General features: G+C 43.4%; 12 protein-coding genes and 3 tRNA genes. 2 read left to right on the top strand and 13 right to left on the bottom strand.

The annotated features are described in order from the left end of the window. Positions 1-12: 12 nt before the first annotated feature. The 9 genes from H571_RS0110855 to H571_RS0110815 form a co-directional block, all read right to left on the bottom strand. Positions 13-3465 (bottom strand): translocation/assembly module TamB domain-containing protein, encoded by a 3453-nt coding sequence (locus tag H571_RS0110855; RefSeq protein ID WP_027849329.1) that lies wholly within the window; start codon positions 3463-3465, stop codon positions 13-15. Next, positions 3462-5165: an autotransporter assembly complex protein TamA gene (locus H571_RS0110850; RefSeq protein ID WP_169445774.1), complete on the bottom strand. Its 1704-nt coding sequence runs from the start codon at positions 5163-5165 to the stop codon at positions 3462-3464. The genes H571_RS0110855 and H571_RS0110850 overlap by 4 nt, the downstream gene beginning before the upstream one ends. Positions 5166-5238: 73 nt before the next feature. Then, positions 5239-6066, bottom strand: coding sequence for a DUF2797 domain-containing protein (locus H571_RS0110845; protein ID WP_027849327.1), 828 nt, complete (start codon positions 6064-6066; stop codon positions 5239-5241). A 4-nt stretch (positions 6067-6070) separates the two neighbouring features. Next, on the bottom strand, positions 6071-6325 hold the full coding sequence (locus tag H571_RS0110840; protein ID WP_027849326.1) for a DUF1315 family protein: 255 nt from the start codon (positions 6323-6325) through the stop codon (positions 6071-6073). After that, positions 6322-7164: a rhomboid family intramembrane serine protease gene (locus H571_RS14960; protein WP_051168292.1), complete on the bottom strand. Its 843-nt coding sequence runs from the start codon at positions 7162-7164 to the stop codon at positions 6322-6324. Before H571_RS14960 ends, H571_RS0110840 begins: the two co-directional genes overlap by 4 nt. Before the next feature lie 148 nt (positions 7165-7312). After that, entirely contained in the window at positions 7313-8314 is a 1002-nt protein-coding gene (locus H571_RS14955; RefSeq protein WP_051168291.1) for a metallophosphoesterase, read from the bottom strand. 27 nt (positions 8315-8341) lie between these two features. After that, positions 8342-9232: an NAD(+) kinase gene (locus H571_RS0110825; protein ID WP_027849325.1), complete on the bottom strand. Its 891-nt coding sequence runs from the start codon at positions 9230-9232 to the stop codon at positions 8342-8344. Then, positions 9229-9732 carry an outer membrane beta-barrel protein gene (locus H571_RS0110820; protein ID WP_027849324.1) on the bottom strand — a complete coding sequence of 168 codons (504 nt, stop codon included), beginning with the start codon at positions 9730-9732 and terminating at the stop codon, positions 9229-9231. Before H571_RS0110820 ends, H571_RS0110825 begins: the two co-directional genes overlap by 4 nt. A gap of 85 nt (positions 9733-9817) precedes the next feature. Next, entirely contained in the window at positions 9818-10708 is an 891-nt protein-coding gene (locus H571_RS0110815) for an EamA family transporter (protein ID WP_027849323.1), read from the bottom strand. Positions 10709-10881: 173 nt separating this feature from the next. Here H571_RS0110815 and H571_RS0110810 point away from each other — a divergent pair, with 173 nt between their 5' ends. Both H571_RS0110810 and gshA read left to right on the top strand, forming a co-directional pair. Continuing rightward, a complete protein-coding gene (locus H571_RS0110810; protein ID WP_036218138.1) occupies positions 10882-12297 on the top strand; it encodes a dihydrolipoyl dehydrogenase in 1416 nt (471 codons plus the stop codon). Between the two features lie 144 nt (positions 12298-12441). Next, positions 12442-14007 carry a glutamate--cysteine ligase gene (gene gshA / locus H571_RS0110805; RefSeq protein ID WP_027849321.1) on the top strand — a complete coding sequence of 522 codons (1566 nt, stop codon included), beginning with the start codon at positions 12442-12444 and terminating at the stop codon, positions 14005-14007. On the opposite strand, the gene H571_RS0110800 is transcribed toward gshA, so the two are convergent. The 4 genes from H571_RS0110800 to H571_RS0110785 form a co-directional block, all read right to left on the bottom strand. Then, positions 14008-16032 (bottom strand): NADPH-dependent 2,4-dienoyl-CoA reductase, encoded by a 2025-nt coding sequence (locus tag H571_RS0110800; RefSeq protein WP_027849320.1) that lies wholly within the window; start codon positions 16030-16032, stop codon positions 14008-14010. It abuts the gene before it with no gap. A 216-nt stretch (positions 16033-16248) separates the two neighbouring features. After that, positions 16249-16324 (bottom strand) — tRNA-Val (locus H571_RS0110795). Between the two features lie 15 nt (positions 16325-16339). Continuing rightward, a tRNA-Asp gene (locus H571_RS0110790) sits at positions 16340-16416 on the bottom strand. A 28-nt stretch (positions 16417-16444) separates the two neighbouring features. Next, a tRNA-Asp gene (locus H571_RS0110785) sits at positions 16445-16521 on the bottom strand.

Here is a 16521-nt window from a genome sequence, read left to right as displayed (position 1 = left end):
TTAAGACAAGGGTTAAAAATCTAAGCGCCAAAAAATATCGAGGGAGCTGGCTAGGGCGCTGGCTGCTTCGATATAAACTTGCCGTGATAATTCATAACGCACCACAAAGCGGCTCACTTCATCATACACGCCTACGCCATAACCTACACTGAGTCGGTCATTAATATAGCCTGAGGCAACAACACTGGCTTCGCTGCCACCACCTTCCGCCACGAGTTGAAAATCTTTTAAACCTAAGCTTTCACCTAAACGCTCGGTAACACCTGAAGCCTGCTTTAAGCCATAAGAAATAGCGGCTGCATTGAGCGTATTTTCATCTTTTTCTGTTTTTAGCGGGCGACCTAAAATTAACCAAGATAAGGCCTGCTCGTTTGCCATGCTGGGTTCAGAAAAAATAGTCGCTTCAGGTCTATCCACTCGCCCCGTCATATGAATACCTACCGTCACATCCTGTACTTCTCGTACCGCTTCTATATTTAAAAAAGGCTGACTAATTGGCCCAGCAAAATTTAAGCGTGCTTTACGCAGCTTTAAATCTTGCCCCCAAGATTGGTAAGTGCCTTTAACTAAAAGTAGCTCGCCACGGGTTTGTAAATCATTACCTACTCTAAGCCTACCTTGAATCTCAGCATTTAAGCCAAAAGCAGCTAGGCTTAAAGGTGGCTTTTCTGATTCTTGTCCGTTACCTAGCAGCAACTCTAGGTCTAAATTTAATCTAGGCCCTTTTTTTATAACCACTTCTCGACCAACAACCCGTGCATCTTCAGAAACCCTAACCGCTTGCTTAGGTAGCTGTTGCACACTAATTAAACCACTGGGCACTTTTACTTTCCCAGCAAGTAGCAGGGTTTCTTGTTGATAGCTAAAGGTTAAGTCAGGTGTTACTTGTAGACTTGCCCAGGGTTCTATCCTTACTTGAAAGGCATCGCCTTTTAAGTTTAAACGTGCAGTTAACTCTGGCTGCCAAAATAACTCACCCGTTAACTGACCATCGCCACCTTCACCTGTTGCAAAGTTGGCTTCTAAACTTAACTGTTCACCTTGGAGTAAAAGCTGGCCATCTAAGCGTTTTAAAGTAATAGGCCAGCGGGAATTAACGGCAACCACTTCTTGTAATTGCAAATTACCCCAAAGCTCTGGCGCTAGAAGGTGGCCACGAATTTCACCCTGCCCCCTAACCAAACCGGTTAGCTGGTCAAGATCAACAAAAGGTGAGAAAGCCTGCACTTGCAAACCTTCAAGCTGATAATGGCCTTTAATGGGTCTTTGTTGGCTAGTAGCATCAGGTTTTAAGTTCATTGTAACCTGGGTGTTTAAGTAGCCTAGCTGATCACCATCTAGCGTTAAATAAGTAATGAGTTCTTCGTCTTCTAACCTAAGACCCAAGTTTAAAAGATGGTAGGTTAAAGGAACCCAGGTAAAGGTTTTATTTAGTGTGTCTTCTAACTTAATTGCCAGCTCACCTGGGCCAGAATGCAATTCCAATGAAGTTTTTAACTGCTGGTTTTGCCAGCTGCCTTGCATTTCACCCGTTATTTGATCTGTCCAGCGTAAGTCTGCGGGTAGCCAAGGTTTCATTAATTCAGTAGATAAGGCGGCTAGCTGATACTGCCACTCCATTGTATTGGTATCCGTAATTTCAACACCGCCCTGAATGCTGGCATGTAGCGGCTGTTTATCTAATACTAGGGTGGTGGTTAGTTGGTGGTCACTTACTAGTCCTGCTAGGTTAACCTTGATCGCTTCAATTAAAACCTTGGCACTTGGATTTTGTTTATTTTTTTCAAGTATTAACTCTTGGCTGCTGAAGGCTAGGTTTATTTGTGGATCAAGCGCAGTTTTGTAATTAAGTGGTTTTTTTTCACCTAGGTAATTAAAGCTAAAGTCTGTATTGATAAGCTGACTAGTGGCGTAACCTAATGCTTTAGAAGCTAGCTGCAACTGGTAATCACCCTGACTAACCTGAGACAAAAGTGCTTGGCTACTTATTTTTTTATCAAGGCTTGGTGCTGGCAGGGCAAGCTTTGCATTTAGCTTTAAATCACCCGCTAACGGATAGCTAGCAAGTAAATCTTCTGCTTGGTTGGGCTTAAACGTTTTAACCAGTATTTTTGTTAGGCTGGCTAGGTCATCGAGTTTTATTTCTGTCTCTGCTTGCCAAGTTTTAGAGTCAAGGCTTAAAGCCAGTGCTAGTTTTTCTTGATCCGTTGTTATAAACAAATCCGTTAAATTAAATTGGTAGTTGGCAGCTTCTGTCTTTAGGCTAGCTGTATTTACAAAACCACTAAAGCTACTAGCAAGTTCTACGCTAGGGCTAGGCTCACTTTTTAGCTGCCCTGCTAACTTTCCATCTAGGCTAAATTGCTCTGGCTCGTTGGCATTGAGTGTAAAATCTACAGCTAGCCAACGCTTTTCATCTAAGCTTAACTTGAGTTTTTCGACCACTAGCTTTTGCCAGCTTAAGTTGGAAGTAAGACTTAAATTAACGGGCTGGAAGTTTATTCTTTGCTGGGCATTGGCTACTAATTGCCAACCAGTTTGCAAATTACCGGCAAGGGTTAGCTTACCCTTGTCTAATTGCAGATCTTCCAGCCCAACCACTAGCTCTGGGTGGGTTTGGCTAGGGTAGAGATTATGCCAAGCAAGTGTTAAATCTAAAGGCGCTGTCGTTTTTAGCAGATTAACCCACCCTTCTAAACTGATAGCTGCTTTTTGTTCTTTTCTGGAAAGGTTTAAATTCGTTTGTATTTGCAGCTTTGCTAAATCACCGGTTAGCGCCAGCTGTAAAGGGTATTCACTCAACTCACTGGTTAAATTAAGTGACAAAGGCCAGTTTTTTTCAGTGGTTAGCCTGCCTTCTAACTGAACCTTAGCGGTGTTATGTTGGTTTTCTTGCAAAACTTGGGTTAACCAAGGGCTTTGCACTTCTAGGTGTTGAATACTTAGCTGGGTTGTTTGCCAACTAGCACTGAGTTGTAGGTGACTTAACTGCTCCTGCCCGTTTAAGTCTAAACGCTCTAAAGCTAGCTGGCTTATTTCTAGGCCATTGAGCTGGGTTAGTTCAAACAAGTTAAGCTGAGGTAAGTGAGTCTCTGGCAGGCGCAAGCTTTGTAAATTTAAGGGCAAGCTAGAAGTAGCAGGCTGACTTGTTGGGGTGGTTATTTTAAGACTGGCAAGTTGTAAATTATTTATACAAACTTTTCGATCAAATAAGCAGCTAGCTTGCCAGCTAAAAGCTAAGTTTTGTAAATCAAGCGCTAGGCCTTCACCTTGCCACTGGACCCGTTTGGCTTGCCACTGGCTGGCGAGCTGACCTTGAAAGCCACTCACTTTTAAACTTGGCAATTGCCCTAAAACCCATTGCCCGCCTGAGGAGGTAAAAAGTAGCCAGCTCACTAACAATAGCAGACTAAAACTTAGCCCGGCCAAGGTGCCTACTAACCAATAAGCTAGCTTGCGTATCATAGCTCTGGCCCCATAGAGAAGTGCAACTGCCAACCACCTTGTAGTTCATCCAAGCCTTCAGCTATATCTAGACGCAAAGCACCTACCGGTGAAATCCAACGTAAGCCTATACCTCTACCTACCTTCAGTGTTTTTAGTTCTTCACGCTCTAGGGTGACATTACCCGCATCAACAAATACGGCTAAGCGCCAAGTAGAACTTAAACTGTATTGGTATTCTGTACTGCCCACTAATAAATAACGGCCACCTAGCGCACGCCCAGTAGCACTGGTGGGTGCTATTGCTTGGTAGGCGTAACCTCGAAGGGTTTGGTCACCACCTGCAAAAAAACGTAGGGAAACAGGGGTTACAGAAAAGTCTTCAGTGTATAAGTCGCCCATTTGTAGTCTAGCTAAAAGCCGATGGTCATCATAAAAGGTGTAAAGCCCACGGGCAAAAGCAGTTACTTGAAATAAATTAATATCAGACAAAAAATCTTGGTGACTCGCTGCTAGGTCGAAGTGCAAACGGTAGCCTTGGGAAGGATCAACCCGCTGGTCGCTTTTTAAGCGATCAAAGGTAATGCCTGGTAGGGTAAGCCAAGCCTTATCTGCTTCTCCAGCAATTTGGTAGTTTTCTTGCAACCCTTTTATAGAAAGAATTCTATCCCACCGATTAGCCTGTTGATGATGCCACTGAAGAGCGGCACTAAAGCGCTGACTTCTTTGGTCATCAAAGCGCTCATCTTCTACGGCAGTGGTAAAACGCAGCTTATCTGTCATGGGTGGTGTTAAAGGTAGTTGATACCAAGCATTCACTGCTTTACGTGGCAAAGAAAGCTCTGTATTAACACCTCGGCTATGCCCCAAATCATTCAGCCAATGCTGCGTCCAACTGCCGCTAAGGCGTGGACCTATATCCGTTGAGTAACCTATACCTAAATCTAAACTATGGGGTTTACGGGGACGCACTAGAACTTCAACTGGAATTTCTAAGGCTTCGTTGGCTTGATCTTCATGCACATCCACTAAAACTTCATTAAAATAATCGCTACTACGCAATTCTCGGCTTAATTCACTGAGGCGTTCTGTATCAAAGGCATCGCCCTTGTTGAAACGTACAAATTTTTTAATAAAGCTTTCTTGAAACTGATCTTTTTGATCAAAGGTCACTTCACCAAAACGGTAGCGTGACCCTGAATTAAAGTTTAAATCTATGTTTGCTGTGCCAGCTTCTGGGTTTATTTCTAAGCTACTTTTAGAAAAGTCAGCCGCAAAATAGCCATAGTTAAGCGCTTGATCTAAAAAGTGCTTTTTTGCTGCTTCATAGGCAGCATGGTTAAGCTGCTGCCCTGGTTGAAGTTTTTTTGTGGAGGGCAAAGTGAAATCAGGTTGGTTTTCGGCTGGTCCTGCTAGTTTTAAATTCACCTGCTGCAAACGTACTGGTTCGCCTAGCAAAATTTTAACCTGTAATTGCGCTGGATTGCCTTCCTCTACTTCTAAATTAATTTGATAACGGTAATAACCCAAAGCTTCTAGCGCTTGGGTTAGTTGACCACGAGCAAAACGTGCATAACGGCGCATTTCATCGGTATTACGCTGCTCAATTTCACCTAAATAGGCTTCTATATTATTACGCACTGCGGCAACTTCAGGTTCTAGCTGCAAAACTAAAGGTTGTAACTTTTTTTCTGCAGCAAGAAGGGGCAGAGGTAAAAACAAGCTAAGCGACCAAGCTAACAGCAGAAGACTTATTCGTAAAAAAATAACTGCTGAGCCGCTTTTAATCGGGTGATTAGTGAGCAGAAAAGCGCACCTCGTAACCGGCATATTTGCGTAGATTAATAACACCTGTATCTAACAAAAGGTACTGACCTTTAATACCAAGCAGTTGGCCTTCAATTTTGGGTGTTTTATCTAGGTTAAGCGATTTAACCTTGGTTGGATATTGCAACACTGGGTATTCAAAAAACAAAGGTTCTAATGCTAGCGTTTCAAACTCTAGGTTATCTAAGGCAGCTAGCTGGGGTTGATAATCAGCTAACACCTGCTGCGCTTCCTGAACCAAGTCTAGGTCTTCTACCTCATTTTTAAGCATTCGCTGCCAAGCCGTTTTATCTTTAATGGTTTGACCTAGGGTGGTTTCTACTAGGCCTGAAGCTAGGCGATTATTTACTTTTAATAGTGGCAGGGCAGCAATAGCGCCTTGATCCATCCAGCGCGTAGGCATGTTGGTTTCACGGGTAATTCCTACCTTTAAGCCAGTGGTGCTGGCTAGGTAAACCGTGTGGTCTTTAAAGCAGTGCGCTTCGCCCCAAGCCGGTTCACGGCAAGTACCTAGGTGATAATGGCAGGTTTCTGGTTTAACAATGCAAGTATCACACTGCGCCAGCTTTTTAAAACAGGGGTAGCAATAGCCTTGTGAAAAGCTCTTATTAGTTTTTCGCTCACAATGAATGCAATGAATATTGCCGCCAAATTCAAGGCTAAGCACTTTTCCTAACAAGGGGTTTAAAGCTAGGCTTTGCAAACCACCTTCACCATCGGCAAGTTTTAATTCATAACTTACCTGTGCGGCATGTTCTGTACCCATTTTACGTAAACGACCGGCTAAACTTAGCACGCTATTATTCCTGCCCTAAAATTTTTACTGGCACTTCTTCGTTGGTTGCTGGCTTTTTCTTTTTAGGTGCAATATAACCAACACGTTCTTCTTCAGGAATGCTGCTTTGTGCTTCATAACGTAGAACCGCTTCCATGCTAATTTCTTTTTGCTCTTTGGTCAGTGGTTGACCATTAGGCCAGCGACCCAGCTCTACACCACTTTTAAGTGCCGTATAAATTTCAGGGCTCATTTTTTCAATCATATCTGCAAAGGTCATACTTGTTTCCTCTTTTTAGGCCAGGGTAAAAGTGCAAAAGCTAACCCAGCTAAAAGCCCACCTAGGTGCGCTTCGTTGGCCATATTTAAGCCTAAAGAACGTGCAAAATCTGTCATACCTAAAAGCATCCAACCTAGCATAAAAATAACCAAGGCATTGCTTAAACCTAGCCCCTGTTGTGGGTGCAAGCGTCCCCAAAGCCAAATGTAGCCTAGGTAGCCATAAACCACACCTGATAAGCCACCAAACTGACTAGAGCCATTAATTAAGAATTGTGCTGAATTGGAAACCAAGGCAGTAAATAGTATTAATAAGACAAGTTTAACCTGTCCTTGATTTCTTTCAATCATCTCACCTAATACCCAAATCCATAAAGAATTAAAAACTAGGTGCATCAAGCCAAAGTGTAAAAACATGGGGGTAATTAAACGCCACCATTGTCCTGAGGTTAGTGTGATGCTTAAAGGCAGGCTAACCACCTGTCCATTAACAAATTCCATGGGTGTAAAAGAAACGAGTAAAAAAACAACCGGGCCCAACAACCACTCAAAGGCTAGTGTTATAGCGCAGGCAAGCAATAAAACGGCTAGAGTAATGGGAACTTTTTTTATGCGATAAGCCAAGGAGGTAGGATTGGTTTTAGCTGGTTCTGGAGTGCGTCCAGCCTGCCAGTCATCTAACGCTTGCTGCACTAAGGGTAATTGGCTGGCATCTAGCAGCCAAAACACATGATTACCCTCTTCATCTGGCAAAATACGATGACCTAAACGTGCTTTCCACAGGTGACGTGAAAGGGGCATGGGGTCTTGGTATGAAGGTAAAGCAAGAAGTTTAAACATTTATCTAGCCGCTAATTTTTAATGATAGAGGGGTTAAAAAAATGGCGGCTACTCTTTATAAATAAAAGAAGAAGCCGCCAAAGCAGGACTATCATGAGGAAACTACGACTAATAAGACGCAGCTTTTCAGCTTAAGTTCCCGCTTCTTTTAAGTTTTTTGAAAATTTTCTGCCATCATTTCTGCGCGTAGTTCTTCTAGTAGTGGATACTCGTCTCTTTGCACTTCTACCCACACAAATTTTTCCGCATCTAACTTGGCTTCACCATCAAAGCGATAGGCCACCAAACGCCCATACTTTACTGCACTGTAATCTAAGCAGGCTAGGTTAGGACGAATAACGGACGGGAAACCTTGACACCAATAGTGACCAAAAAATAGTGGTTTATCTTCTGGTGGGTAATAGCTTAAACGCCGCTGATCATCTTCTGAAATTAAGGTTGCTTCTGTTTCTGGGGTTAGTCTGTCGGGTTGAAATAAAACATCGCCCCAAGTGCGTGGGTTATCTATCCAAAAAGAGGTTCGGAAACGATCACGTACAAAACCATCGCCACTTTTTTGTGTTTGCCCTTTAGGTAGGCGCAACCAAGTACCTCGAGTACAACGGTCAACCACTCTAAATTCATCAGTACCAATAATAGCTGAGGTTTGTAGAAATTCTTTAGTCATTTTTCCTTCAGGGTATTTCTGAAAGAAATTCGGCATGAGGGTGTTATCCCAGCAAGCATGAACGACTCTGAGTGCTTCTAAATCTAAAGCTAAGGGCAGGGTCATAAACCAGTTTAGAAAATCTTGCCATTCATTGGGCCAAGGCTCGAACTGATCTAGGGTTTCTTGAATAACCCTTTGATGCCTAGGGGAATGAGAGCGTAGTGGCTCACCTTGAGGATTAAGTGTTGAGTAGGCTAATGCATTGTATTCATGGTTACCTAGCACCATGAGTGCGGTGCCTGCTTCAACCATTTCTCTTACATCGTGTAATGCCTGACGAATTCTTGGGCCACGATCAACAATATCGCCAACAAAAATTACCTGCCTTCCAGCAGGGTGTCGCCAAACACCTGATTGACGTGAGTAGCCCATGAGTTCAAGTAATCGTCTTAGCGTATTACCACAACCATGTACATCACCTATCAGATCAAAACCTTGCATAAACTATCCGTTTTTGACGAGTGTCGATCAATAATTGCTGTGCTGAGAGTTCCAGCCCAACTTGGTACGGCAAATTTCGTAAAAGTCATATCCCAAGGGATGTATAAGTTTTAACTTTTGTGATTTTTTGCGTATATAAAGCACATCACCAGGCTTGGTCACCAGATGTGTCTGACCATCACAGGAAATGTGGGGGTAGGTTTCATTACTACCACTAATAAATATTTTAATTTCACTACTGCCATCTACCACTATAGGGCGGCTAGATAGGGTATGGGGAAACATAGGTACTAGCACTAGCGCATCTAGCTTAGGGTGCATGATAGGCCCACCACCCGATAAGGCGTAGGCTGTAGACCCGGTGGGTGTTGCAACAATTAAACCATCGGAGCGCTGGTTGTAAACAAACTGCCCTTCAATGTATAAATCGAACTCTATCATTCGAGCTGATTTACCTGGGTGGAGTACTACATCGTTAAGCCCATCAGCACTGCCGATTAACTCACCTTCGCGGTAGACTTCAGCATCTAGTAAAAAACGTCTTTCGGAAGTGAATTTACCGGCTAAAACTTCGGCAACTTTTTCTTCTACTTCTTCAGGAAGAATATCAGTTAAAAAGCCGAGTCGTCCTCGGTTAACACCTAAAACAGGCACGCCCGTTTTAGCCATAGCTCGGGCAGCGCCTAATAAACTTCCATCACCACCAACAACAATAACTAGGTCACAAATTTCTGCCAACATTTTTAAGTCGGCTTCTTGAAACCCATGACCCAACATAACGCCTGCTGTACGCGCTTCAACTATCACCTGATAGTTATGCTCATCTAAGTAGCGCATCAATCGCTTAAGTGTTTCAACTACTTTATTGCTACCCAAACGTCCGATTAAACCTATGTTGCGGAATCCAGGGTTTTTCATCGTAGCTTGTAACCTATACCTAGAGTGAAACCGTCTAGTTCAAGTTCTGCTGTACTTAAATAAGTCATGAACTCTAAATCAATAAAGAAGCGTGGGGTGACGCTAAATTCTGTACCAACGCCATAACTCATTTCAAATTCGCTACTAGTCTCTTCAGCCTCTTTTATTGAAGCTGATGTCATACCTAGTTTGGCGTAAGGAGTTATGCTGCCAAGGGGCAAACCAAACTTGCCATAAATTCCAAATAGACGATCTAAGGAAACTTCTGTAGTGGAATCTTCTCCGCCTAATGCAAAATGGACTTCAGCACCTACAAAGGTATTTAACTGCTGACCAAAACGAATTTTTAGACCTTCAGCACTTGAATCACCGCTTGACCAGTGATGTAAACCACCGCTTACGTAACTATAAATCTCATCATAATCATCGTAGGCATGTAGCTTACCGGCATTAGGTAAAAGTAAACAACCGACTAAAACAGCGGGTAACCAGCGAAACATCGGTACTCTCCTTGACTCTTTTATCAAAATTCTAGTGGGTGATTAAACACTTAAAGAGCGCTGATTGCCAGTTTTTGAAGCAGTCTTAACCAGCTTTTACTTCTTGTAACTCAACTCTAGGTTTTACCCAACGTTCATTAATGAAGAGTGCCAGCAGAATAACTAAACCACCACAAGTCAATCTTAACCAATCAACATCACGGTTCCAGATAATAAGATTAACCAAAAGCCCTGCGGGTACTAATGCGTTATTCATGATTGCCAGTGCTCCTGCATCTACCAAGGTTGCGCCTTTATTCCATAGAAAATAACCCACACCAGATGCCACCAGCCCTAACCATAAAAGCACAAGCCATTGTGTGCTAGTGCTGGGCAGTTTTTGCCAGTTACCAAAAAGCAGCATACCTAAGCAGGCAACTATTAAAGCCCCCAAATAAAAATAGCCAAACACATCCCTATGCCTAAGGTTAGATGCAGAACTTTTTAAATTAGCCATTAGGTGCTTGTAAGCGACTTGAGATAACCCAAAACAAAGATTAGCGGCCTGCACTAATAAGAAACCGACTAAAAAATCTGCACTAATGGCATTAAGGCGAATAATACCAGCGCCCACTACAGCCAAAGCGGCTGTTAGTAAATACCAGAGAGTAAACCTGCCTTGCAGTAAATCGTTAGCTAGGGTGATATAGATGGGCGTAAAAATTGTAAAAAGTACTACTTCAGGCACACTTAGGTAACTAAAGGATTGGTACAAGCAAAGGTACATAACTCCAAGCTGAAAACCACCGATTAACATAAGTTTAAACGCCAGTTTTAAGGGAATACGAGCAAAGCGCAGCAGGGGTAAAAAAACTAGGCTAGCTAAAAATGTGCGTGTTAACACGGCAAAATAGGCATCCACACTGCCTGACAGATACACACCTATAAGGCTAAAAGAAAAAGCCCATAAAAAAGTAACACCCCACAAATAGATCACTTGGTTAACCCTTGTTTATTTTTAAGTTAACTGATTATAAATAGTCTAGGCTTGACTGACTAGCGTTAACTAGCACTGCCCTTTAAATAAGAAGATTCTTATATTTGTTTTTGTTAAACTCTTCTTAAAACTCAACTAGCCAAAGCGTTATTCAATATTTTTGAGAGGTTGCAATGATTCAACAGGTTGATATCGCCATTATTGGTGCAGGTACAGCTGGCCTAAGTGCCTTTAATGCAGCAAGTAAAGTTACTAATTCAATCGTTATGCTTGAAGGTGGCATTCATGGCACCACCTGTGCGCGTGTGGGTTGTATGCCTAGTAAATTATTAATTGCTGCTGCCGAAAGTGCTCACCAAATGCAGCTAGCTCCAGCTTTTGGTATTCAACTCAATGCCGGTTATAAGGTTGATGGCAAGGCGGTAATGCAAAGGGTTAAAGCAGAGCGTGACCGCTTTGTAAGTTTTGTTCTGCAAGATGTCGACCAAATTCCTACGGAACAGCGTTTAGATGAGCTAGCCCATTTTGTTGATGCCAACACCCTAGAGACCACCAGCGGCAAAAAAATTCGTGCCCGAAACATTATTATTGCCACTGGTTCACGCCCAGCAATTCCAGCCATGTTTGAAGCAGCGGGTGATCGTTTAATTGTTAATGATGAGGTGTTTGCCTGGGATGATTTACCAAAATCGGTTGCCGTCTTTGGTCCGGGGGTTATTGGTTTAGAGATTAGCCAAGCATTAAGCCGCTTAGGTGTACGTTTACGCTTATTTGGTCGTGGTGATGGTATCGGCCCCCTACAAGACCCCGCTATGAAAGCGCTAGCACTGGAAACTTTTAATAAAGAATTTCCTATTATGGCAGGCAATGAGGTTCGTTCTATTACCCGTACCGATAAGGGCGTAACACTTACCTTTGTTGATAACGAGGGTAAAGAAGTTAGTGAAACCTTTGATTATTTATTAGCCGCTACAGGACGCAAAGCCAACTTAGATAAAATTAATATTGAAGCAGCTGGCTTAAAGCTTAATGAACGTCTACAGCCAGCGTTCAACCCTGAAACGACGCAGTGCATTAATGCCGATGGCAGTCCTTCTCACATTTTTATTGCCGGTGATGTGGCAGGTTTTAGGCCTTTGTTGCATGAAGCCAATGATGAAGGCTTTATTGCTGGCAGTAATGCAGCAAGCTGGCCTAACTTCCAACCTAAAGCACGCCGCACACCTTTAGCCGTCGTTTTTAGCGAACCTCAAATTGCCTTAGCTGGAGAATCTTTAGCACAAATTCAAGCACGTTTAGGTGAAGAAGACGTGGTGGTAGGCAGTATGGACTTTACTCGGCAAGGCCGTGCGCGGGTAATGCAACAAAACCAAGGGTTAATGAAAGTTTATGCCTGCAAAAAAACCGGGCAGTTACTGGGTACAGAAATTTTTGGCCCTAGAGCAGAGCATTTAGTGCACCTTTTAGCTTGGAGTATTCAACAAAAACTCACCTTAAAAGAAATACTTGCTCAGCCTTTCTACCATCCTGTACTTGAGGAAGGGGTTCGTACCGCGCTTCGTTCTGCTGCCTCACAACTCAAGCGTTAACAGTTAATTCTTTAGTGTCTAGGACTGCTGCAACAGGTTAGGGTGTTTTTTATTTCGACTTGTTGCAGCTGTTGAAACTAGCTAAGATGCGCCCAATATCTCTAGTCCTACTGTGGCTCTCAACTTTTCTAAGGCAAACGTCCAGTGACACTCAATCTAAATGACTACCTGCAAGGCTTACAAGGCTTTGCAGATCAAGGGCTTTTCAATTCCATTCGCCGTGGTATCGAAAAAGAAACCCTCCGCACCACACCTCAAGGTGAAATAAGCCAAAGCGATCATCCCAAAGCTTTGGGGTCTACGCTAACTCATCCGCACATCACTACCGACTATTCTGAAGCGCTATTAGAGTTTATTACGCCTGTCAGCACTAGCCGTGAAGCAACCCTTGAGTTTTTACTAGACCTACACCGTTTTAGCTTGTCGCACTTAGAAAACCAAGAGCTACTTTGGCCTGCCAGTATGCCTTGTAAGCTAGATGGTAACGAGAGTGTGCGTATTGGTGAATACGGCACTTCAAATGTTGGTTTTATGAAGCATGTTTACCGCCGTGGCTTAGATGCACGCTACGGTCGTATTATGCAAAGCATTGCTGGCATTCATTACAATGTTTCTTTTCCTGATGAGCTTTGGCCTTTACTTGCCAAGCTAGAAGGCTTGCCTGCAGAAGCAGCCGATAAAGACTGGCGCTCCACACGCTATTTCAGTCTCATTCGTAATTTCCGTCGTTATTCTTGGCTGCTAATGTACCTTTTTGGTGCCAGCCCCGTGTTAGATGAAAGCTTTTTAAGCGGCAACGACCAGCACCCTCTAAAAAAACTGGCTGCCGGCACTTGGGGTGAACCCACCGCAACTAGCTTACGTATGTCAGATTTGGGTTACCAAAATAAAGTACAGGGCACGTTAAAAATTTGTTTTAACTCCCTAGAAAACTACATTAATACTCTTAACCTGGCAATTAGTCAGCCTTACCCAGACTATGCAAAAATTGGCACTAAGGTAAATGGCGAGTACCGCCAGCTAAATACGGGTATTTTACAAATTGAAAATGAGTACTACAGTGACATTCGCCCTAAGCGAGTTATGCGTAGCGGAGAGAAACCGAATGAAGCTTTACAAGCTGATGGCGTGGAATATGTAGAAGTTCGCTGCTTAGATATCAACCCCTTCTTACCAGGCGGAATAGATGTAGCACAAATGTATTTTCTAGATGCTTTTTTGCTCTTCTGTTTATTAGAACCTAGCCCACAACTGAATGACGTTGACTGTCAAAATATTGATATCAACCTAAAGAAAACAGTGAATTTTGCTCGCAACCCTGAAACGCTAATTAATGGTAAACCACTACGCCAAGAAGCTGACCTACTTTTAAAGCGTCTGCGTCCTGTATGCCAGCTTTTGGATGCTAGTACACCCGAGCAAACACCTTTTTGTGATGCGCTTAATCAACAGCAAGCTAAGGTAGATGACGTAAATCTAACGCCTTCTGCACAAATGCTTAAATTAGCAAAAGAGCGTGATGGATTTGTTCCCGCTGTTCTGGAGTTAGCTAGGGCACAAAAAGAACAGTTACTTGCTAAGCCTGTTGATAAGGCTAGAGAAAAACTGTTTACTCAGCTAAGCAGTAGCTCTATTGAGGAGCAGCGAGCAATAGAAGCTGCAGATAAGATCGATTTTGATACTTATCTGCAGCAATATTTTGCTAACTAGTTATAAACTAATCGCTAATTTATAACCCTGCTCTATCGCCCGTCGAGCATCTAGCTCGGCGGCCAGTTCTGCACCACCAATCAGGTGTGCTTTTTTACCTTGGGCTTCTAAGTCTTTAAAAAGCTGGTTAACTGACTCTTGACCCGTACAAAGCACAATATTATCAACTGCCAAGTATTGCTCTTCGCCTGCAACCCTTAAGTGTAGCCCCGTATCATCAACACCTAAGTACTCACAGCCTGTCAGCATTTTTACTTGATAAGCTTTTAAAGAAGCTCGGTGAATCCAACCCGTTGTTTTGCCTAAATTCTTACCTGGCTTACTGGTTTTGCGTTGTAAAAGATAAACTTCACGCTCAGGTTTAGGTGGCTGGGGTGCCACTAAACCACCTGGCTGCTTAACTTCTAAATCTACACCCCATTCTTGCATAAATGCTTCTGTCGACTGTCCTTCAGCCGTTGTTGGCTCTTGCACTAGAAGTTCAGACACATCAAAACCTATGCCGCCAGCACCAAGAACTGCCACTTTTTTACCTAGGGCTGTAGGGTTTTCTATGGCTTCTACATAGGTTTTAACCTTGGGGTGATCTACCCCAGGAAAATCTGGAATTCTGGGCAGAACACCTGTTGCAACAACCACTTCATCAAAGTTGGCTAGCTGCTCGCTTGTAGCTTTAGTGTTCAGTTTTAATTTAACGCCTGTTTGATCTATTAGCTGATCAAAATAGCGCATTGTTTCATTGAATTCTTCTTTGCCAGGAATTTTTCTAGCTAAGTTAAACTGCCCGCCTATAGCTGCCGCTGCTTCAAACAAAGTAACGTCATGACCACGCTTTGCTGCTTCTGTAGCACAGGACAAACCTGCCATACCCGCACCTACAACGGCTATTTTTTTAGGCTGTTGCGTTGGTATAGATTGCATTAGGGTTTCATGGCAGGCACGCGGATTAACCAAACAGGAGGTTGGCTTTCCAGTAAATACTTGGTCTAAACAGGCTTGGTTACACGCAATACAGGTATTAATGCTATTGCTTTGTCCTGCTTCAGCTTTGGCAACCCACTCTGCATCGGCTAAAAAAGGACGCGCCATAGAAACCATGTCTGCATGACCTTGAGCCAAAACTGCTTCGGCAGTTTCTGGCATATTAATGCGGTTAGTGGTTATTAGCGGAATATTAACTTCTTTTTTCATCCGCTGCGTAACTTGAGTAAAAGCAGCACGGGGCACACTGGTTGCAATGGTCGGTACACGCGCTTCATGCCAACCTATGCCAGTATTGATTAAAGTTGCTCCTGCGGCCTCTATGGCTTTGGCAAGCTGTACAATTTCTTGCCAGCTACTGCCTTCTTCTACTAGGTCTAACATGGATAAGCGGAAAATAATAATAAACTCTTTACCAACCGCTTCACGTACCCGACGCACAGATTCCACAGCAAAACGAATGCGGTTTTCATAGCTGCCGCCCCACTCATCTTGTCGTTGGTTAGTTCGCAGCGAGATAAACTGGTTAATTAAATAACCTTCACTGCCCATTACCTCAACACCGTCATAGCCTGCTTCTTTAGCCAACTTAGCACTGGTTACATAGTCAGCAAGCTGTTGCTCTATATCTTCTGCTGTCAACTCACGCGGCGCGAAGGGATTGATGGGTGCTTGAATAGCTGAAGGAGCAACTAGCTTATTGGAATAAGCATAACGACCCGTGTGCAGAATTTGCATACAAATTTTGCCACCAGCCTTATGAACTGCCTCAGTAACTACGCGGTGCTCGGCAGCTTCTTCTGGGGTGGTCATCTTGGCTGAACCTTGAAAAACAACACCCTGCTCATTAGGGGCAATACCACCGGTAACAATTAAGGCTACCCCTGCTGCTGCACGCTCAGCATAAAAAGTAGCTAGGCGTTCAAATCCACCTTTGGTTTCTTCTAAGTTGGTGTGCATAGAACCCATTAACACGCGATTTTTAAGCGTGGTAAAACCTAAATCTAGGGGTTGAAAAATATGGGGGTAGGTTTGGCTACTCACGGCAAGCTCCTAATCAACTTTTTTATTATGGATAGCCTAGTCTTGTTAAGTCTTGCCAAAGTGTCAAGCGCTCGTTTGAAACGCACGTTATTAAAATAGTTAACTTATTGAATTAATAGAATAAAAATGAAAGGACTATTACAGGAAGGAAAAAATATGCCAAAAACAAAAAAACCGCAGCTAGTTAGCGGCGGTTTGTCTAGTACTTCTATTTAATGGTGGGCGGTACTGGGTTCGAACCAGTGACCCCCAGCTTGTAAGGCTGGTGCTCTCCCAACTGAGCTAACCGCCCATCTTTAGTAGGAAATGGCGGACCGAACGGGACTCGAACCCGTGACCTCCGGCGTGACAGGCCGGCATTCTAACCAGCTGAACTACCGGTCCGCATATTTTCCTAAAACTGTTTACTGTGTGGCGGACCGGACGGGACTCGAACCCGCGACCTCCGGCGTGACAGGCCGGCATTCTAACCAGCTGAACTACCGGTCC

The sequence above is a fragment of the Marinospirillum minutulum DSM 6287 genome, assembly GCF_000422325.1.
Taxonomy (GTDB): Bacteria; Pseudomonadota; Gammaproteobacteria; order Pseudomonadales; family Halomonadaceae; genus Marinospirillum; species Marinospirillum minutulum.
Note: the sequence above shows the minus strand (reverse complement) of the source record. Positions and strands in the feature narration are given on the sequence as shown.